This is a genomic window from Streptomyces sp. DH10 (assembly GCF_029813805.1).
GTDB classification, from domain to species: Bacteria; Actinomycetota; Actinomycetes; order Streptomycetales; family Streptomycetaceae; genus Streptomyces; species Streptomyces coeruleofuscus.
On the sequence record NZ_JARVKU010000028.1, the window covers coordinates 53528 to 74665 of the forward strand.

Genomic DNA, 21138 nt, shown 5'->3' on the forward strand with positions numbered 1-21138 from the left:
GCCCCCTGAGCCGTGTCCGCCCTGGGGCACCCCGTCCGCCGGTCCACGCAGCCGGAGGTGCCCATGAGTGCGGAGGCCACGAATTCCGTGACCCCAGGCCCGATGCCGGGCGCGGTGTCAGGGCCGGTGACGCCGACAGCCCCCCGCAGAAAGGCCCGCCCCCGGATCGATCTGCGCCGCCTCGGCCGCGCGGCCCTGCTCGGCCCCGCCGCCCGCGACCGGCTGCCCGACGCCATCAGCCACGTCGTCGACGCGCACCGCGCCCACCACCCCGACGCGGACCTCGAACCCCTGCGCCGCGCCTACGTCCTGGCCGAGTCCTCGCACCGCGGCCAGATGCGCAAGAGCGGCGAGCCGTACATCACCCACCCGCTGGCCGTGACCCTGATCCTCGCCGAACTCGGCGCCGAGACCACGACGTTGACCGCCTCCCTGCTCCACGACACCGTCGAGGACACGGATGTGACGCTCGAGCAGGTCGGCGAGCAGTTCGGCGAGGAGGTCCGCTACCTCGTCGACGGCGTCACCAAACTGGAGAAGGTCGACTACGGCGCCGCCGCCGAGCCCGAGACCTTCCGCAAGATGCTCGTCGCCACCGGCAACGACGTCCGCGTCATGTCGATCAAACTCGCCGACCGGCTGCACAACATGCGCACCCTCGGCGTCATGCGCCCCGAGAAGCAGGAGCGCATCGCCAAGGTGACACGTGACGTGCTGATCCCGCTCGCCGAACGGCTCGGCGTCCAGGCGCTCAAGACCGAACTGGAAGACCTCGTCTTCGCGATCCTGCGCCCCGAGGAGTACCAGCACACGAGGGAGTTGATCGTCCGCAACGCCGCCCGCACGGACGACCCGCTCGCCGAGGTCGCCGACGAGGTGCGCACCGTGCTGCGCGAGGCGGACATCCCGGCCGAAGTCCTCATCCGGCCCCGCCACTTCGTCTCCGTGCACCGGGTCTCCCGCAAACGCGGCCGGCTCCGCGGCTCCGACTTCGGCCGGCTGCTGGTGCTGGTGAACGAGGACGCCGACTGCTACGGCGTCCTGGGCGAGCTCCACACCTGCATGACGCCGGTGGTCTCGGAGTTCAAGGACTTCATCGCCGTACCGAAGTTCAACCTGTACCAGTCGTTGCACACGGCCGTCGCCCGCGAGGACGGCCAGGTCGTCGAAGTCCTCATCCGCACGCACCAGATGCACAAGGTCGCGGAGGCCGGGGTCGTCGCGCTCGGCAACCCGTACGCGCCGGCCGCCGACGACCCGGCCGACGGCGAGCGCGTCGACCCCACCCGCCCCGGCTGGCTCTCCCGCCTCCTCGACTGGCAGGAGGCGGCGCCCGACCCGGACCACTTCTGGTCGACGCTGCGCGAGGACCTCGCCCAGGACCGTGAGATCACCGTCTTCCGGCCCGACGGCGGCACACTCGGCCTGCCCGAGGGGGCGACCTGCGTGGACGCCGCGTACGCGCAGTACGGCGAGGACGCGCACGCGTGCATCGGCGCCCGGGTCAACGGCCGTCTGGCGACGCTGAGCACCGTCCTGAAGGACGGTGACACGGTCCAGCTCCTCATGGGCCAGGACCCCGCGTCCGAGCCCTCCCGGGAGTGGCTGGAGCACGCGCACACGCCCGCGGCCCGGATCGCCATCCAGCGCTGGCTGGCAGCCCATCCGGCACAGGCCGAGGCCCAGCGGACCGACGTCCAGGGGGACCGGCGGGCCGAGGAACGCGCGGCGGCCCGCCGGCCCGCGACCGCCGAGGCATCCGACCCGGACGGAGCGGCTCCCGAGCAGGCGGCCGTCCGCCCCGCCGGCGGCAACGTCCTCACCGACCGGCCCGGCGCCAGCGTCCGGCTCGCCGGCTGCTGCACACCCGTACGACCGGACGAGATCACCGGCTTCGCCGTGCGCGGGGGAGCCGTCACCGTGCACCGCGTCGAGTGTGCCGCGGTGGCCCGTATGAAGGACGGGGGGCGCACGGAGGTCGGAGTGGGCTGGGGCGATGCCAGCGAGTGCCGGGTCACGCTGGTCGCCGAATCGTTCGTCCGTCCCCATCTGCTCGCGGACCTCACGGAGGCCATGGCCCTCGAAGGCGCCGAGATCGTCTCCGCGACCGTCGAACCCCCGACCCAGCAGCAGGTCCGTCACACGTACACCGTGCAGCTCCCGGACGCGGCCCACCTGCCCGCCCTCATGCGCGCGATGCGCAACGTCGCCGGGGTCTACGACGTCACCCGGGCCCAGCGGCAGACGCAGGGCGGCTGAGCCCGCCCGGGCACCGGCCCACTGGAACGGCTCCGCTGAGGCCGCCTGAGCACCGGCCCACGGGAACGGCTCCGCTGAGGCCGCCTGGTGGATTCGGCTCGGCAGGCCGCCCAGGCGTCGCCCACGGGATTCGGCTCGGCTGAGGCCGCCCGGGGCGCCGGCCGCCGGATACCGCTCGGCTGAGCCCGCCCGGGCGTCGGCCATCTGACGCGGGGTGGCACCCGGCGCAGGCCCCGGTCCCCGGTTCGGGTGGGACGGACGCGCGTCGTCCGCGTCGCGCACGCGCGCGCTGATAGCCGTGAGGCATGCGCCTCACCCCCCACCGCACCCGCCCCCGTACCCGCTCCTGTCGTCGGCGGACGTCCGCGGCGCTGCTCGCCTCGGCCGTCTCCGTCTGCCTCGTCGCCGCGAGCGCCCCCGTCGTCCCGCTCGGCGTCGGCGACCGCCTCTTCCCGTACCTCGGCAACCCCGGCTACGACGTCGCGTCGTACGACCTCTCCTTCTCCTACCCCGGCAGCAACAGCGAGCCGCTGCGGGCCGTGACCACCATCGACGCCTGGACCACCGCCGACCTGGACCGGGTCAACCTCGACTTCGCCCACGGCGCGGTCCACTCGGTCGAGGTCGACGGCGAGCCCGCCACCTTCAGCACCGCCGGCGAGGACCTGGTGATCACGCCGCAGGGCTCCGTGTCGGACGGCAACTGGATGCGGATCACCGTGCGGCACACCAGCGACCCCGTACCCGCCAAGGGGCGCGAGGGCGGCTGGGTGCGCACCGCGGACGGCCTCGCCATGGCCAACCAGGCGGACGCCGCGCACCTGGTCTTCCCGTGCAACGACCACCCCTCCGACAAGGCGATGTTCACCTTCCGGGTCACCGCACCCGACGGTCACACGGCCGTCGCCAACGGCCTGTCCACCGGGGTGGACAAGTCCCGCGGGTCGACCACGTGGACGTACCGCACCCAGCACCCCATGGCCACCGAACTCGCCCAGGTCTCCATCGGCCGCTCCACCGTGCTGCACCGCACCGGCCCGCACGGACTGCCGGTACGGGACGTCGTCCCGACCAGGTACCGCAAGGCGCTCGCACCCTGGCTGGAGAAGACCCCGGAGCAGATCGCCTGGATGGAGGGCAAGGTCGGCCGCTACCCCTTCGAGACGTACGGCCTGCTCATGGCCGACGCCTCCACCGGCTTCGCCCTGGAGACCCAGACGCTCTCCCTCTTCGAGCGGGAGTTGTTCACCGAGCCCGTCCACCCCGCGTGGTACGTCGAGTCGATCATGATCCACGAGCTGGCCCACCAGTGGTTCGGCGACAGCGTCGGCCCCCGCACATGGTCCGACCTGTGGCTCAATGAGGGACACGCCACCTGGTACGAGGCGCTGTACGCCGAGGAGCAGGCCGGCAAGCCCATGCGGGACCGTATGAAGGCCGCGTACGGCGCCTCCGACCGCTGGCGCGCGGCCGGCGGACCCCCCGCCGCCCCGAAGGCCCCCGAGCCCGGCCGCAAGACCGGCATCTTCCGGCCGAACGTCTACGACGGCGCCGCGCTCGTCCTGTACGCCCTGCGCCAGGAGATCGGCCGCGCGGCCTTCGAGCGCCTCCAGCGCGCCTGGGTCGGCCGGTACAAGGACCGCACCGCCACGACGGAGGACTTCGTCCGGCTCGCCGCCGAGATCTCCGGGCGCGACCTGGACGGCTTCTTCCAGGGCTGGCTCTACGGGGAGAAGACCCCGCCGATGCCGGGGCACCCGGACTGGAAGCCGGCCGCGCCGGAAACCGGATGAGCCCGGGAAGGCGGCTGAGCCCGATAAGGCGGCCGAATCCGCTGAGGCGGCCGCTCGATAAGACGGTGACGAGACGCCCCGTGCCGTGCGACTATCTTCAGGTCGGCGCGGCACGGAGCGCCGGGAATCTCCCGGAACGCTCGCGCGTTATGCCCGGTGACGGAAAGCTCGCAGCGCTCCGTCGCCGTAAACGGTTTCCCAGCTACGTAAGGATCCAATGACCTCCTCTTCTTCCCCTTCCCAGGACACCAAGCGCTTCGCGCACAGCCACCCCGAGGGTCTTCGGGCCGATGCCCTGATGGAAGAGGACGTCGCCTGGAGCCACGAGATCGACGGAGAGCGGGACGGCGATCAGCTCGACCGCTCCGAGCGCGCGGCTCTGCGCCGTGTGGCGGGCCTCTCCACCGAGCTCGAGGACGTCACCGAGGTCGAGTACCGCCAGCTCCGCCTGGAGCGGGTCGTGCTCGTCGGCGTCTGGACCACGGGAACCGCGCAGGACGCGGACAACTCCCTCGCGGAGCTCGCCGCCCTCGCGGAAACGGCCGGCGCGCTGGTGCTCAACGGTGTGATCCAGCGCCGCGACAAGCCCGACGCGGCGACCTACATCGGCTCCGGCAAGGCCGAGGAGCTGCGCGACATCGTCCTCGAATCGGGCGCGGACACCGTCATCTGTGACGGTGAGCTCAGCCCGGGCCAGCTGATCCACCTCGAGGACGTCGTCAAGGTCAAGGTCATCGACCGGACCGCTCTGATCCTGGACATCTTCGCCCAGCACGCCAAGTCCCGAGAGGGCAAGGCGCAGGTCGCGCTCGCGCAGATGCAGTACATGCTGCCGAGGCTGCGCGGCTGGGGTCAGTCGCTGTCCCGGCAGATGGGCGGCGGCAAGGGCGGCGGCCTCGCCACCCGTGGTCCCGGTGAGACCAAGATCGAGACGGACCGGCGGCGGATCCGCGAGAAGATGGCGAAGATGCGCCGGGAGATCGCGGACATGAAGACCGGCCGCGAGATCAAGCGCCAGGAGCGCAAGCGCCACAAGGTGCCCTCGGTCGCCATCGCGGGCTACACCAACGCCGGCAAGTCCTCGCTGCTCAACCGCCTCACGGGCGCGGGCGTGCTGGTCGAGAACGCCCTGTTCGCGACCCTCGACCCGACCGTCCGCCGGGCCAAGACCCCGAGCGGCCGGCTGTACACGCTGGCCGACACGGTCGGGTTTGTGCGCCATCTGCCCCACCACCTGGTCGAGGCGTTCCGCTCCACGATGGAGGAGGTCGGCGAGTCCGACCTGATCCTGCACGTGGTGGACGGTTCGCACCCGAACCCGGAGGAGCAGCTGGCCGCCGTGCGCGAGGTGATCAGGGACGTCGGCGCCACCGGCGTACCCGAGATCGTCGTGATCAACAAGGCCGACGCGGCCGACCCGCTGACGCTCCAGCGGCTGCTGCGTGTCGAGAAGCGGTCCATGGCCGTCTCGGCCCGCACCGGCCAGGGCATCGACGAGTTGCTCGCGCTCATCGACAACGAGCTGCCGCGCCCGTCGGTCGAGATCGAGGCGCTCCTGCCGTACACGCACGGCAAGCTGGTCGCCCGTGCCCACGACGAGGGCGAGGTCCTCTCCGAGGAGCACACCCCGGAGGGCACGCTGATCAAGGCGCGGGTGCACGAGGAACTGGCGGCGGAGCTCGCGCCGTACGTTCCGGCGCCGGCGCTCTGACGGCTTCGGCGTGAGCGAGTCGTCTGCGTGAGCGAGCCGTCGGCTTGGCGCGTCTCAGTCTGAACGCGTGGAGGCCCGCTCCCTGTCCGCAGGGAGCGGGCCTTCAGCATGTCCCGGTCACCGACCGCCGTACGTCTTGCTCATGTTCTGGTAGAGCGCCTCGGCATCGCGGCCCAGCTGCGGACCGGCCAGCCAGCTGTTGTCGGCCGGGCCGATCGAGGTGTTGGACACGAGGACGGACTTGCCGTTCACCACCCAGAACCAGCCGCCGCCGGAGGAACCGCCGGTCATGGTGCAGCCGATGCGGTACATCGTCGGCAGGCTCGGGCTGAGCGAGAACCGGCCCGGGACGTCGACGCACTTGAACATCTTCAGGCCGTTGTAGGGCGGCGCCGCCGGGTAGCCCCAGGCGCCCATCTTGGCGGCCTCGGCCGCGGACGGCGCGGAGAAGTCCACGTCCAGCGCGGCACCGACCGTCTCCTCCAGGGACTTGGCGCCCTGCTCGGGCTTCACGTGCAGCACGGCGTAGTCGTACGCGGCGCCGTCACCGCCCGTCTCCGAGCCGCCCTGGATCCACTGGTTCGAGGTCGAGGCCCAGTCCGCCCACCAGTTGCCGTACGGCGCGACCTCCGCCGGGTTCGCGTTGCTCAGCTCCGCCTCGGACTTGCCGAGGTCGTTGTAGGCCGGGACGAACACGAGGTTGCGGTACCAGCCGCCGTTGCCGCCGGCGTGCACGCAGTGGCCCGCCGTCCACACCAGGTTGGACTCGCCCGGGTGGTTGACGTCCTTGATCACCGTGCCGGAGCAGACGGCCGGGCCGTCGGGGGAGTCGAAGAAGACCTTGCCGACCGGGGCGGCGTTCCGGTGGTACGGCGTCCTCTCGGCCTGCGCACGGACGGGCGCCGGGGCCGGATCGCTGACGCCCTGGCCGGCCGACGCGTCCTTCGTCGTGACCGTCTTGTCGGCCTCCTGCGCGGACTGCATCCGCTCCGGCTTCCAGAGGCCCTCGATCACCGGGTTGACGAAGTCCTCGGCCTCACTGAGCCAATTGTCCTTGTCCCAGTCCTTCCAGCCGCCGTCCTTCCACCGGTCGACGTCGACACCGTGCTCCTCGAGCCTGCCGGCGAGGTCGGCCGGGATCTTGACCTTGCCGGCGCCGTCCGCGGCCTGCGAGGTGGTGGCGTCGGGCTTGTCGCTCGCCGAGTCCGCCGAACCCTCACAGGCGGTCGCGGTGAGCGCCAGGGCGGCGACGAGCCCGGTTGCGGCGAGAAGGGAGCGCCACCCGCGCCTCGGTGCCGCGGGCGTACGTGTGGAACGCATGGTGCGATGACCCCCGTTGGTGCATAACCGTGTGCTGCTGCGTGTGCATGTCATACCTGGCGCCGGAACCCCCGGCGCAACACCCCACTACGCCCGTGGAGTTGAGGGCGTACCGGGGTGGGGCAGTGAAGGTTTCCGTGAGCCCACGGGCCATCGCTCCAGGTGGGCACGGGCACGGGCCCGGGTCACCGCCCCACGGCCGAAGGTGTTCAGCGGGCCGTCACCGGCCCGCGAACTTCTCGCTGACCGAGTCGTACACGCCCTTCGCCGCCTCGCCCAGGCGCGGACCGGCCAGCCAGCCCGACGTCACCGGGCCGATCGAGGTGTTGGACACCAGCGCCGGCTTGCCGTCCGAACCCTGCGCGACCCAGCCGCCGCCGGACGAACCGCCGGTCATCGTGCAGCCGATGCGGTACATCGTCGGGTCCGAAGCGGTGACCGACAGCCGGCCCGGCCGGTCCTGGCACCGGTACAGCTTCTGCCCGTCGTACGGAGGCGCGGCCGGGTAGCCGATCGCCGTGACGCTCTTCACCTTCGGTACGGCGGGAGCCTTGAAGTCCACCGGCAGCGCCGAACCGACCGTCTCCTCCAGCGACTTGCCGCCGCTGCCCTTCTCCGGCGTCACATGGATGACCGCGAAGTCGTAGGGTGCACCGTCCCCGCCGGTCGAGCCGCCCTGCTCGATCCACTGGTCCGAGGTCTGCGCCCAGTCTCCCCACCAGACGCCGTAGGGAGCGACGTCCTCCCTGGTGGCGTTCTCCAGCTCCGCGACCGGCTTGCCGTCGTCGTTGTACGACGGGACGAACGCGATGTTGCGGTACCAGCCGCCCTTCTTGCCCGCGTGCACGCAGTGGCCCGCCGTCCACACGAGGTTGGACTTGCCCGGGTGGGCCGGGTCCTTGACGACCGTCGCCGAGCAGACGGCCGAGCCCTTGGGGGAGTCGAAGAACACCTTCCCGGCCGTGGGCGCGTTGGCGTGGTACGACGGCGGCACGGTCTGCGCTCGAACCGGCTCGGGGGTGGGATCGGTCACGCCCTGGTCACCGATGAGGTCGCTGTCGTCCACGCCCTGGTCGGGCTCCTCGGCCTCCCGCATGCGGTCCGGGTCCCAGAGCCCCTCGATGATCGGGTTGATGTACTCGTTGGCCTCGCGCAGCCAGTCGTCCCGGTCCCAGTTCTTCCAGGCGCCGTTCTTCCACTTGTCGATGTCGATCCCGTGCTCGCGCAGCCGGTCCCTGATGTCGTCCGGGATCCTCAGCTTGCCGTCGTCGGAGGCGCCGGCCGACGCGGAGGCCTCACCGCCCGCCGCGGCGTCGCCCGACTCACAGGCGGTGGCGGTCAACGCGAGCGCCGAGGCGAGGGCGACGGCGGCCAGCACGGGGGAGTTCCTGCGGCGCGCCCTCCCCTCTCGACTGGCGATGGACGACGGCCGTGTGGATCGCATGATGTGACTCCCCCTGATGTGGAACGAACATGGACGAACCGGTGCTTCAGCCCTGCTTTCCGCCAGTTGATGGGGAGTTCAGGCCAACCTCACGGCGTCCGGGAACGGCACCACACACTATGCGGTGGCTGTGGGGGCGGCCCGACGGAACCGCAACAGTTCCGTCACGGAAAGGATCTTGAGGCAACCCGTAACCCGGTGAGCGGATCGGGGTTGGTAGCGGTTGGGGGCCTGCTGTCTGTGTGCGGTCCTCTGTGCCCGTGCCCAGTGGGAGGTCAGGGAAGTCGTGACGGAATCCACCCAAGGGGGATGTGCGTCCGAGGAGGCCGCTGTGGGGCGTATGCCGGTGAGGGCCCTCCCAAGTGCCGTCGACGACACGGCGCCGGGAGCGCGCGCCGCGCACGAGGGAATTCTGCGCCGCCAGTCCGCGCGCGAGTCCGCCGCCCGCACCTACGCCCGCGCCCTGCCGATCGTGCCGGTGCGGGCCAGGGGGCTGACCATCGAGGGCGCGGACGGCCGCCGCTACCTGGACTGCCTCTCCGGCGCCGGCACGCTCGCCCTCGGGCACAACCACCCGGTCGTCCTGGAAGCCATCCGCAGGGTCCTCGACTCCGGCGCGCCCCTGAACGCCCTCGACCTGGCCACACCCGTCAAGGACGCCTTCATCACCGAGCTGTTCCGCACCCTGCCCCCAGGGCTCGCCGACCGGGCGCGCGTACGGTTCTGCGGACCGGCCGGCAGCGACGCCGTGGAGACCGCCTGCGAGCTGGTGCGCGCGGCGACCGGCCGGACCGGCCTCATCGCGTTCACCGGTGCCTCCCACGGAAGGACGGCCGGGGCACTGAACGCGTCCCCCGGTGCCCACGCCGTACCCGTCGCCCGCCTGCCCTACCCGCAGGACTACCGCTGCCCCTTCGGCGTCGGGGGCGAGCGCGGGGCCGACCTCGCCGCCCGCTGGACCGAGTCCGTCCTCGACGACTCCGGGCCCGGCGCTCCGCTCCCCGCCGGGATGATCGTCGAGCCCGTCCAGGGCGAGGGCGGGGTGATCCCCGCACCGGACGTCTGGCTGCGGCGCATGCGGCAGCTCACGGCCGACCGGTCCGTCCCCTTGATCGCCGACGAAATCCAGACGGGCGTCGGGTGGACCGGCGCCTTCTGGGCCGTGGAGCACAGCGGAGTGACCCCCGACGTGATGGTTCTCTCCAAGGCCATCGGAGGAAGCCTGCCGCTGGCCGTCGTGGTCTACGACGAGGACCTCGACGTCTCGGAACCCGGCGCCTCCGCCGGCACCTTCCGCGGTAACCAACTCGCCATGGCCGCCGGCACGGCGACCCTTACCCACGTCCGGGAAAACCACCTCGCCGAGCGCGCGGCGACGCTCGGGGCACGCATGCTGAGTCAACTCCAGGGACTGGTCGCGGAGTTTCCGTGCGTGGGGGATGTGCGGGGGCGGGGGTTGATGATCGGGGTGGAGTTCGTGGATCCCGAGGGAGAGGCCGGGAGAGCCCGGCAGGTGGTCGAGGCGGCGGGGACGCCCCTCCCCGCCGCCCCCGAACTGGCGGCCGCCGTCCAACGGGAGTGCCTGCGGCGCGGCCTCATCGTCGGACTCGGCGGCCGTCACGCCGGCGTCGTCCGGCTGCTGCCGCCCCTGACGATCACCGACGAACAGGCGGCCGCCGTGCAGGACCGCCTGGCCGACGCCGTCCGGGCGGCGGCTCGGTGTGACGGGCGCGCGGCAGTGGAGCCGCTCGCACCGTGAGCCTTGCCCGTGACTGCTCAGGCCCTGTGCCTCCGCACAACGAGTTTTGACCCCGCGAGCCCGTGTAGCCCCCCGCTCGCGAACCCCCAGCGCACGTCCCGGAACCACCCGACGAGGTACCTGTCTTGAACGCCGTCTCCGAGCCCGACGACCACGCCACGACACCGGGACGAGGCTCTGCTGACGTCCGGGACTCGGAGGCGGCGGTGAACCCGGTGGCCCCGGCGGTGCCGTGTCAGAGGCACGGGGTGGCGCAGCTCGCCGAGGTCCAGCCCGCCGCAGTGCAGGGCGGTGAGGTGAGGGACGGTGAGGCGCAGGATGGCGCGTTGAGGGCCGGAGGAGCCACCGCCGACCTCCTGGAGCATCCCGACCCGCACACCGCCGCCCAGGCAGCAGCGGTGGAGACGCTGCTCCGCTGCTGGGTGCGCGAGACCAACCAGCCCGCCCCCGGCGACGGCATTCTCCGCATCCCCCTTCCCGCCAGCGGCACGGCCCTGCTCGTCCCCGTCCCCTACTGGTCCCCGACGGGCTGGCACCGCTTCGGCCATCCGCGTCTGGCCGATGCTCCCGACGACGCCCCACCGGCCGACGCCGTCACGGTCGCCGCTCTACTCTCCAGGGAAACACTCGCGGACAGGAACGGCCGCAGCCACGGCAACCGCGGCAGTAATGGCAACCGCGGGAGTAACGGCGACTGCGGCAGTAACGGCGACGGCGTCGGAGTCGTCGCGGGCGTTGCCGATTCTCTCCGCCGCGTCACCTCTTTCCTCAGCGACCGCCGTGAACACCCGGCCGACGGCCCCGACCTCTTCCTGGCCGCGGAGCAGTCACTCGTCCTCGGACACCCCTTGCACCCGACCCCGAAGAGCCGCGAGGGCCTCACCGAGGCCGAAGCACGGCTGTACTCGCCCGAGCTGCGCGGATCCTTCCCCCTGCACTGGATGGCTGTCGCCCCCTCTGTTCTCGCCACCGACTCCGCCTGGACCGAACGCGGTCGCCATGTCGCCGCGTCCCGGCTCACCGCCCGCCTGGCGGGTAACGGCCTGCCGTCACCGGACGGTTACGCCCTACTGCCCCTGCACCCCTGGCAGGCACGCGAGATTCGGCACCGCCCCGGGACCGCTGCCCTGCTCGACAGCGGACTGCTCCGCGACCTCGGCACCCACGGCACCCCCTGGCAACCCACCTCCTCCGTACGGACCGTCTACCGAACCGGTGCCCCCGCGATGCTCAAGCTGTCGCTGGGCCTGCGCATCACCAACTCCCGTCGCGAGAACCTCCGTAAGGAGCTCCATCGCGGTGTCGAAGTCCACCGCCTGCTCCGCAGCGGACTCGCGCAGCAGTGGCGGGCCGTGCATCCGACCTTCGACATCGTTCGGGACCCGGCCTGGATCGCTGTCGACGGATGCGATGGCTACAGAGGGTCCGACGGCGTCCCGTTGCCCGGATTGGACGTGGTGATCCGCCACAACCCGTTCAGCCCCTCGGACGATGTCTCCTGCGTCGCCGGACTCGTCTCGCCGCGTCCCTGCCCACCTGCCCGGCCGGGAACCGCTCCCGACCACCCGGAGACCCATGGCCCGGTCCTTCGGTCCCGGCTCGCCGAGGTCGTCACGCGTCTCGCCCGCCGGACCGGCCGGCCCCGCGGAGCCGTCGCCGCCGAGTGGTTTCTGCGCTACCTTGAGCACGTCGTGCGTCCCGTCCTGTGGCTGGACGGTGAGGCCGGCATGGCCCTGGAGGCTCACCAGCAGAACACTCTGCTTCTGCTGGACGCCGAGGGGTGGCCAAGGGGCGGCCGCTATCGCGACAACCAGGGCTACTACTTCCGCGAGTCCCGGCGCGCGGACCTCGACGCCCGGCTGCCCGGTATCGGAGAGCGGAGCGACACGTTCGTCTGTGACGAGGTCACCGACGAGCGGCTCGCCTACTACCTGGCGGTCAACAACGTCCTCGGCCTCATCGGAGCGTTCGGCTCCCAGCGACTGGCCGACGAGCGGCTGCTGCTCGCCGCCTTCCGCCGTTTCCTCGGAAACGTCGCCTCCGGACCGGCCAGGCTGCACTCCGCGCTGCCGGCCCGGCTGCTGGACTCACCCGTACTGCGCTGCAAGGCCAACCTGCTGACCCGGCTCCACGGCCTCGACGAACTCGTCGGCCCGGTCGACACCCAGTCCGTCTACGTCACCATCGCCAACCCCCTGTACCGCTGATCGCCTTGACCGTCCCTGACCACGACCGACCTCCTGCCTCCCTGAGGACCTCCCTCAACCCCCCTTCCTGAGAGGAGCGTTTGGTGCCCTCCGCCGACCCGACCGCCCACACCGGTACCGCTGACCCCGCCACGGCCGACGTCGACGCCGGTACTGGCTCCGAGGCCCACTTCCGTGCCGGTTCCCACGCGGGCCCCAGCGCGGGAGTCGACGCGGACCTGGGTGCGGATGCCGGTGCCGGCGGTCTCGGCGAGGACACCATGGACCTACGGCTGCCGGACGAACTCTTCGCCCTCATCGCGGACGAGTCGTCCGACGATCACGGAGCACGGCGGGCAGACCAGGGCACGGCACAGCCCTCCGTCTCCATCGCCACGACCCGTGCGGCCTCCGGCCCCTCGTTCCCCTCCCTTGTCCCGGCCGAGGACGATCTCCTCGACCGTGTCGCCGACTGGGGCCCGGCCGACACACCCGTGGGTGTCTTCCAGCTCGTCCCCGTGCGCGTCGAACGTGATCTTCCGCTCATCAGCCGCTGGATGAACGACCCCGCCGCTGCGGCGTTCTGGGGGCTGTCCGGACCCCAGAACGTGACCGAGGGCCATGTGCTGACCCAGCTAGCCGGCGACGGGCGCTGCGTGCCGTGCATCGGCGTGTTGGACGGAACGCCGATGAGCTACTGGGAGATCTACCGGGCGGACCTGGATCCGCTGGCCCGCCACTACCCGGCCCGGCCTCATGACACGGGGCTTCACCTTCTGGTGGGCGCTGTAGCCGACCGAGGACACGGTCTCGGCGGTCTGCTGCTTCGCGCAGTAGCCGATCTCGTACTCGTGCGGCGGCCCTCCTGCGCACGCGTCATCGCGGAACCCGACATTCGCAACACACCCTCCATCGCCGCATTCCTGACCGCCGGCTTCCGGTTCTCCGCCGAGGTCGACCTGCCCGACAAGCGAGCCGCCCTCATGGTCCGAGACCGGGCCATTCGGCATCTTCTGTAGCGCTGTGTCACCGCGCCATCACTCATTGAACGCGGCGCGTGCCGCCGCGGTTCCCACTCGTGCCGCAGAGATTTCTCGAGCCGCTCGCCGGCCCACCCGTGCGGCCGCAGTGCGGGGCCGGCCGCTCCCACCCCGCCCACGCATTCCGCTCGCGCCACGCCGCCGTGTCAGCCCGATCCTTCCGGCAGCTCGTGCCGCCCGGCCGTATCAGTCCGCCCACGCCGACAGCTCGCGCCGCCCCCCATGCCAGCCCGTCCTTGCCGCAGCCCGGGCCACCAAGCCGCGCCGCCCACAGCCCGCGCCACCCCACCCCTCCCGAATGGTCCGAACCGGTCTGTCCCCCGGGCCCCGCCACACGTCCGCTCACCCGACCCACCCCACCGAGGAGCCAAGGTCTTGATCCCGTCCCCCGTCCCCGCCTTGATCGCCCGTTTGTCAGTGCTGGGTCGTAGGGTGGTCGCGCTATGACGAAGCCCTCACTCCCCGAACTCCTGCATGCTGCCGTCACTGCCGTCGGCGGTACGGAGCGCCCCGGTCAGGTGGCCATGGCCGAAGCCGTCGCGGAAGCGATCGACGACGGCTCCCACCTGCTGGTCCAGGCCGGCACCGGCACCGGCAAGTCGCTGGGCTACCTGGTGCCCGCGCTCGCGCACGGGGAGCGTGTGGTCGTCGCGACCGCCACCCTCGCGCTTCAGCGCCAGCTGGTGGAGCGCGACCTGCCGAGAACGGTCGAGTCGCTGCACCCGTTGCTGCGCCGGCGCCCGGAGTTCGCGATGCTCAAGGGCCGGTCGAACTACCTGTGCCTGCACCGCCTGCACGAGGGTGTCCCGCAGGACGAGGAGGAGGGCCTCTTCGACCAGTTCGAGGCGGCGGCGCCCACCAGCAAGCTGGGCCAGGACCTGCTGCGGGTGCGCGACTGGGCCGACGAGACCGAGAACGGCGACCGGGACGACCTCACGCCCGGCATCTCGGACCGGGCCTGGGCCCAGGTGTCGGTGTCGTCGAGGGAGTGCCTGGGCGCCTCGAAGTGCGCCTACGGCGCGGAGTGCTTCGCCGAGATGGCCCGCGAGCGCGCCAAGCTCTCGGACGTCGTCGTCACCAACCACGCACTGCTCGCGATCGACGCCATCGAGGGCGCCCCGGTCCTTCCGCAGCACGAGGTTCTGATCGTCGACGAGGCCCACGAGCTGGTCTCGCGCGTCACCGGAGTCGCCACCGGCGAGCTCACCCCCGGCCAGGTCAACCGGGCGGTGCGCCGGGCCGCGAAACTCGTCAACGAGAAGGCCGCGGACCAGCTCCAGACCGCTGCCGAGGGCTTCGAGCGGCTGATGGAGCTCGCGCTGCCCGGCCGCCTGGAGGAGATTCCCGAGGACCTCGGCTATGCCCTCATGGCTCTGCGCGACGCGTGCCGCACGGTCATCTCCGCCATCGGCACGACCCGCGACAAGTCCGTCCAGGACGAGGACGCGGTCCGCAAGCAGGCCCTGGCGGCCGTGGAGAACGTGCACGACGTGGCGGAACGGATCACGAACGGCTCCGAGTGGGACGTGGTCTGGTACGAGCGCCACGACCGCTTCGGCGCCTCCCTGCGTGTCGCCCCCATGTCCGTCTCGGGGCTGCTGCGGGAGAAGCTCTTCGCGGACCGCTCCGTGGTCCTGACCTCCGCGACGCTGAAGCTGGGCGGGGACTTCAACGGGGTCGGCGCGTCCCTCGGGCTCGCACCCGAGGGGACCGAGGGCGATGACCTCCCGCAGTGGAAGGGCATCGACGTCGGCTCGCCCTTCGACTACCGCAAGCAGGGCATCCTGTACGTCGCCAAGCACCTGGCGCGCCCCGCGCGGGACGGCGACCGCGGCGACATGCTCGACGAGCTCACGGAGCTCATCCAGGCGGCGGGGGGCCGGACCCTGGGGTTGTTCTCCTCCATGCGGGGCGCCCAGCTGGCCGCCGAGGAACTGCGTTCCCGGATCCCGGAGTTCCCGATCCTCCTCCAGGGAGAGGAGACCCTCGGCGAGCTCATCAAGAACTTCGCGGCCGACCCCAAGACCTGCCTGTTCGGCACGCTCTCGCTGTGGCAGGGCGTGGACGTCCCCGGCCCCAGCTGCCAACTGGTCGTCATGGACAAGATCCCGTTCCCACGCCCCGACGACCCTCTGATGAGCGCCCGCCAGAAGGCCGTGGAGGACGCGGGCGGCAACGGCTTCATGGCGGTCGCCGCCACGCACGCCGCGCTCCTCATGGCCCAGGGCGCCGGCCGTCTCGTACGGGCATCGGGCGACCGCGGTGTGGTCGCCGTGCTGGACCAGCGTCTGGCGACCGCCCGGTACGGCGGCTATCTGAAGGCGTCACTGCCCGACTTCTGGTACACCACGGACCGGAACCAGGTGCGGAAGTCGCTGGCGGCGATCGACGCGCTGGCCAAGCAGACGGAAGACGATTGAGCCTCGGGGCCGGTCTGCGGCGGAGAAGCCGCGGGCCGGCCCCACTCGTGCACCGGGCCCGGACAGCGCAGGGCCCCGGAACCGGCGCAGGGGTCCCGGGGCCCGGTCAGAGGGCGGGCCGACTGGGCCCGCCTGACGGGGTGCGCGGTGTCAGACGCGGCGCAGTACGGCCACCACCTTGCCGAGGATGGTCGCGTCGTCGCCGGGGATCGGCTCGTAGGCCGCGTTGTGCGGCAGGAGCCAGACGTGGCCGTCCTCGCGCTTGAACCGCTTGACGGTGGCTTCTCCGTCGAGCATCGCGGCCACGATGTCGCCGTTCTCGGCGACCGGCTGGCGGCGGACCGTGACCCAGTCGCCGTCGCAGATGGCGGCCTCGATCATGGAGTCGCCGACGACCTTCAGGACGAACAGCTCACCATCGCCGACGAGCTGGCGGGGGAGAGGGAAGACGTCCTCGACGGACTCCTCGGCGAGGATCGGTCCACCGGCGGCGATGCGGCCGACCAGCGGGACGTACGAGGCGGCCGGCTTGCCCGCCGTGTCCGTGGGCTGCACGGAGGCGGCCTGATCGGAACCGCGCACCTCGTATGCGCGCGGGCGGTGCGGGTCACGGCGCAGGAAGCCCTTGCGCTCCAGTGCCATCAGCTGGTGTGCGACGGAAGAGGTGCTGGACAGGCCGACGGCCTGGCCGATCTCGCGCATCGACGGCGGGTAGCCGCGCCGCTGCACCGAATCCCTGATGACCTCGATGACGCGACGCTGGCGGTCGGTGAGTCCGGAACTGTCCGCCCGGATGCCGGGAGGTCGTCCCGGCAGAGAGCGCTTGTGCCCCTCCGGGTTCGTGGCTTCGTTCATCGCGTGCACCGGCTCCAGTCGGCCCTGGGAGCGCTCCTGGGCAGTGATGGCGGCACTGTCTGCGGTGGTGGTCACGTCGGCCCCTCTCGATGGTCTCCCTGCTGGACAACGGTAGTTGCTTTCGAAAGGTTGCGCCAAACACACGTTCGAGTGAAAAATCGCGAATCGGCTGACGCGATCATGTGTCCGGGTGTATTGGCTACCGCTCCACCTGGCGGGCAAATGCGCCCATTGCTGTACTCTTCACCGCCGGGGTGATCGCCTCGGGGGCTGTTGCCCCAGTCTGCCATCCGGCATTCCCCTGCCCCGGGACCAGCCCTCATCTGTGCGGGAGTCCCACCTCCCCTCCTCGCGGCGCCCACGGTATCTCCGCATGTGCCGCAGCGATACGGCTGTGCGTGTACGGATGCCGCCGGCGGGTGTGGCGGACAGTGCCCGGCGGTGCCGCCGCGGGCTTACGAGGTCGACGCGGCGCGGTCGGTCGCGCGTCACCTGCGTCTACGCGCGCGACACGCGTGTACGACGTGGATGTATGAGCCAATCCCCACATCTAGTGGTTGGATTGCAGCAGCAGCCCACAAGTTGTGGTCCCCCGGGTCTCCGCGCCCATGGTCATCGCCTATGCTGGGGGCTGCTTCGTGGGGCGCAAGAGACCCAGCGAGGCTATTGAGTCTGCTGTGAGGAGGGTTGGAGTTCATGCACTGCCCCTTCTGCAGGCACCCCGACAGCCGTGTCGTCGACAGTCGTACGACCGACGACGGCACGTCGATCCGCAGGCGCCGCCAGTGCCCTGACTGCTCCCGTCGTTTCACGACCGTGGAGACGTGCTCGCTCATGGTGGTCAAGCGGTCCGGAGTCACCGAACCATTCAGCCGCACCAAGGTCATCAATGGTGTGCGCAAGGCGTGTCAGGGGCGGCCCGTCACCGAGGACGCGCTCGCCCAGCTCGGCCAGCGGGTCGAGGAGGCGGTGCGGGCCACCGGAAGCGCCGAGCTGACCACCCACGACGTGGGGCTGGCCATACTCGGCCCGTTGCAGGAGCTCGATCTCGTCGCCTATCTGCGATTCGCCTCCGTCTACCGGGCGTTCGACACGCTCGAAGACTTCGAGGCGGCCATCGCGGAGCTCAGGGAAGAGGCGGGACCCCCCGGCACGGACGACGGAGACCGCGAGGGCGCAGGGGCGGGGAGCCAGGAAGACGACCGCGGGCCCGGAGGGACGTCACACGTCCCCGAGCCCGCAGGCGCCGCCGACTGACCGGCGGGCCGGACCCGGACGGCAGCTCCGGGCCCGGCCGGGCGGCGGCGATGTGAAGACCTGTTGCGGGCGAGGTGAGTGGGTGCCCGCAACACCAGACAGAACAACGTGCCACGGGAACATCGGGGCACTTCAGGGCGTTTTCGCCCGTACAGGGAGGCGGCATGACAGAGACGGCGAGTGGTCCGGCACGGAGTTCCCGCGCCAAGAGCACCAAGGCGAGCAAGGGCCTGCGTATCGAGCGCATCCACACCACCCCTGGGGTCCACCCGTACGACGAGGTGGCCTGGGAGCGCCGTGACGTCGTCATGACCAACTGGCGCGACGGCTCGGTCAACTTCGAGCAGCGCGGCGTCGAGTTCCCCGACTTCTGGTCGGTGAACGCGGTCAACATCGTCACCAGCAAGTACTTCCGCGGTGCCGTCGGCACCCCGCAGCGCGAGACCAGCCTCAAGCAGCTGATCGACCGCATCGTGAAGACGTACCGGAAGGCCGGAGAGGACCACAAGTACTTCGCCTCGCCCGCCGACGCCGAGATCTTCGAGCACGAGCTGGCGTACGCCCTCCTGCACCAGATCTTCAGCTTCAACAGCCCTGTCTGGTTCAACGTCGGCACCAAGCAGCCCCAGCAGGTCTCCGCCTGCTTCATCCTGTCCGTCGACGACTCCATGGAGTCGATCCTCGACTGGTACAAGGAAGAGGGCATGATCTTCAAGGGCGGCTCCGGCGCCGGCCTGAACCTCTCCCGGATCCGTTCCTCCAAGGAACTGCTGTCCTCCGGCGGCAACGCCTCCGGTCCGGTCTCCTTCATGCGGGGTGCCGACGCCTCCGCAGGAACGATCAAGTCCGGTGGCGCCACCCGCCGCGCCGCCAAGATGGTCGTCCTCGACGTGGACCACCCGGACATCGAGGACTTCATCGAGACCAAGGTCAAGGAAGAGGAGAAGATCCGCGTCCTGCGCGACGCGGGCTTCGACATGGACCTCGGCGGCGATGACATCGCGTCCGTCCAGTACCAGAACGCCAACAACTCGGTCCGTGTGAACGACGAGTTCATGACGGCCGTCGAGCAGGGCGGCCAGTTCGGCCTGCGGGGCCGGATGACCGGTGAGGTCATCGAGGAGGTCGACGCCAAGTCGCTCTTCCGCAAGATCGCCGAGGCCGCCTGGGCCTGCGCCGACCCCGGCATCCAGTACGACGACACCATCAACAACTGGCACACCTGCCCCGAGTCCGGCCGGATCACCGCGTCGAACCCGTGCAGCGAGTACATGCACCTGGACAACACGTCCTGCAACCTGGCCTCGCTGAACCTGATGAAGTTCCTGAAGGACGACGGCAAGGGCAACCAGTCCTTCGAGGCCGAGCGTTTCCAGAAGGTCGTCGAGCTGGTCATCACCGCGATGGACATCTCGATCTGCTTCGCGGACTTCCCGACCCAGAAGATCGGCGAGAACACGCGCGCGTTCCGCCAGCTCGGCATCGGCTACGCCAACCTCGGCGCCCTGCTGATGGCCACCGGCCACGCCTACGACTCCGACGGGGGCCGCTCCCTCGCCGGTGCCATCACCTCCCTGATGACCGGCACGGCGTACCGCCGCTCCGCCGAGCTCGCCGCGGTCGTCGGCCCGTACGACGGCTACGCCCGCAACGCCGACGCCCACAAGCGCGTCATGAAGCAGCACTCCGACGCCAACGACAAGGCCGTCCGCATGGACGACCTGGACACTCCGGTGTGGGCCGCCGCCAGCGAGTCGTGGCAGGACGTACTGCGCCTCGGTGAGAAGAACGGTTTCCGTAACTCCCAGGCGTCCGTGCTCGCCCCGACCGGCACCATCGGCCTCGCGATGTCCTGCGACACCACCGGTGTCGAGCCCGACCTCGCGCTGGTCAAGTTCAAGAAGCTGGTCGGCGGCGGCTCGATGCAGATCGTCAACGGCACGGTCCCGCAGGCCCTGCGCCGCCTCGGCTACCTGGAAGAGCAGATCGAGGCGATCGTCGCCCACATCGCCGAGCACGGCAACGTGATCGACGCGCCCGGTCTCAAGCCCGAGCACTACGAGGTGTTCGACTGCGCCATGGGCGAGCGGGCCATCTCCCCGATGGGCCACGTCCGCATGATGGCCGCGATCCAGCCGTGGATCTCCGGCGCCATCTCCAAGACGGTCAACATGCCGGAGACGGCGACCGTCGAGGAGGTTGAGGAGATCTACTTCGAGGCCTGGAAGCTGGGCGTCAAGGCGCTCGCGATCTACCGCGACAACTGCAAGGTCGGTCAGCCGCTCTCCACCAAGAAGTGGGAGGAGAAGACCGAGGAGCCCGCCGCCGTAGAAGCCAAGGTCGAGAAGGTCGTCGAGTACCGCCCGGTCCGCAAGCGCCTTCCGAAGGGACGTCCCGGCATCACCACGTCCTTCACCGTCGGCGGTGCCGAGGGCTACATGACCGCCAACTCCTACCCGGACGACGGACTTGGTGAAGTCTTCCTGAAGATGTCCAAGCAGGGCTCGACCCTCGCGGGCATGATGGACGCCTTCTCCATCGCGGTCTCCGTCGGCCTCCAGTACGGCGTCCCCCTGGAGACGTACGTCTCGAAGTTCACGAACATGCGCTTCGAGCCGGCCGGTATGACGGACGACCCGGACGTGCGGATGGCGCAGTCGATCGTCGACTACATCTTCCGCCGCCTGGCGCTTGACTTCCTGCCGTTCGAGACGCGCTCCGCGCTCGGCATCCACTCGGCCGAGGAGCGTCAGCGTCACCTGGAGACCGGTTCGTACGAGCCGAACGAGGACGAGGTCGACGTCGAGGGCCTGGCCCAGTCGGCGCCGCGGGCCCAGGAGCTGAAGGCCGTCTCCGCGCCGAAGAACGAAGAGGCGGTCAAGCCCGCCCCGCAGCAGGCCCACACCAGCGCCGAACTGGTGGAGATGCAGATGGGCATCCAGGCCGACGCCCCGCTGTGCTTCTCCTGCGGTACGAAGATGCAGCGCGCCGGTTCCTGCTACATCTGCGAAGGCTGCGGTTCGACCAGCGGTTGCAGCTGAATGTGAGCGCTTTTCAGGCGTGAAGTGAGTGCCAGAGGGGGAAGTCGGCGAAA

12 protein-coding genes are annotated in these 21138 nt (G+C 70.8%); 9 read left to right on the forward strand and 3 right to left on the reverse strand.

Translation table 11 applies throughout. The features are described 5' to 3' along the window. Positions 1-63 precede the first annotated feature (63 nt). The 3 genes from QC385_RS38385 to hflX all read left to right on the forward strand — a co-directional run bounded on the left by QC385_RS38385 (position 64) and on the right by hflX (position 5763). Positions 64-2259: a RelA/SpoT family protein gene (locus QC385_RS38385; RefSeq protein WP_279546029.1), complete on the forward strand. Its 2196-nt coding sequence runs from the start codon at positions 64-66 to the stop codon at positions 2257-2259. 305 nt (positions 2260-2564) lie between these two features. Beyond that, positions 2565-4052, forward strand: coding sequence for a M1 family metallopeptidase (locus QC385_RS38390; protein ID WP_279546030.1), 1488 nt, complete (start codon positions 2565-2567; stop codon positions 4050-4052). Positions 4053-4269: 217 nt separating this feature from the next. After that, the gene (hflX, locus tag QC385_RS38395; protein ID WP_279546031.1) at positions 4270-5763 is read left to right on the forward strand and encodes a GTPase HflX; all 1494 of its coding nucleotides are present in this window, start codon (positions 4270-4272) and stop codon (positions 5761-5763) included. 117 nt (positions 5764-5880) lie between these two features. On the opposite strand, the gene QC385_RS38400 is transcribed toward hflX, so the two are convergent. Further along, the gene (locus QC385_RS38400; RefSeq protein ID WP_279546032.1) at positions 5881-7083 is read right to left on the reverse strand and encodes a trypsin-like serine peptidase; all 1203 of its coding nucleotides are present in this window, start codon (positions 7081-7083) and stop codon (positions 5881-5883) included. 220 nt (positions 7084-7303) lie between these two features. Further along, a complete protein-coding gene (locus QC385_RS38405) occupies positions 7304-8527 on the reverse strand; it encodes a trypsin-like serine peptidase (RefSeq protein ID WP_279546034.1) in 1224 nt (407 codons plus the stop codon). A 340-nt stretch (positions 8528-8867) separates the two neighbouring features. Between QC385_RS38405 and QC385_RS38410 the strand changes: the two genes are divergently transcribed. The 4 genes from QC385_RS38410 (at position 8868) to QC385_RS38425 (ending at position 15932) form a co-directional block, all read left to right on the forward strand. Continuing rightward, positions 8868-10286 (forward strand): diaminobutyrate--2-oxoglutarate transaminase family protein, encoded by a 1419-nt coding sequence (locus QC385_RS38410; RefSeq protein WP_279546061.1) that lies wholly within the window; start codon positions 8868-8870, stop codon positions 10284-10286. 125 nt (positions 10287-10411) lie between these two features. Next, complete coding sequence (locus QC385_RS38415) at positions 10412-12493, forward strand: IucA/IucC family protein (protein WP_443033096.1); 2082 nt, start codon at positions 10412-10414, stop codon at positions 12491-12493. An 83-nt stretch (positions 12494-12576) separates the two neighbouring features. Next, complete coding sequence (locus tag QC385_RS38420) at positions 12577-13491, forward strand: GNAT family N-acetyltransferase (RefSeq protein ID WP_279546035.1); 915 nt, start codon at positions 12577-12579, stop codon at positions 13489-13491. A 464-nt stretch (positions 13492-13955) separates the two neighbouring features. After that, on the forward strand, positions 13956-15932 hold the full coding sequence (locus QC385_RS38425) for an ATP-dependent DNA helicase (protein WP_279546036.1): 1977 nt from the start codon (positions 13956-13958) through the stop codon (positions 15930-15932). Between the two features lie 150 nt (positions 15933-16082). On the opposite strand, the gene lexA is transcribed toward QC385_RS38425, so the two are convergent. Continuing rightward, positions 16083-16862 carry a transcriptional repressor LexA gene (lexA, locus tag QC385_RS38430; RefSeq protein WP_010034857.1) on the reverse strand — a complete coding sequence of 260 codons (780 nt, stop codon included), beginning with the start codon at positions 16860-16862 and terminating at the stop codon, positions 16083-16085. A 621-nt stretch (positions 16863-17483) separates the two neighbouring features. Here lexA and nrdR point away from each other — a divergent pair. Together nrdR and QC385_RS38440 are read left to right on the forward strand one after the other, a co-directional pair. Beyond that, a complete protein-coding gene (gene nrdR / locus QC385_RS38435) occupies positions 17484-18044 on the forward strand; it encodes a transcriptional regulator NrdR (RefSeq protein WP_279546037.1) in 561 nt (186 codons plus the stop codon). 164 nt (positions 18045-18208) lie between these two features. Beyond that, entirely contained in the window at positions 18209-21085 is a 2877-nt protein-coding gene (locus QC385_RS38440) for a vitamin B12-dependent ribonucleotide reductase (RefSeq protein WP_279546038.1), read from the forward strand. Positions 21086-21138 lie beyond the last annotated feature (53 nt).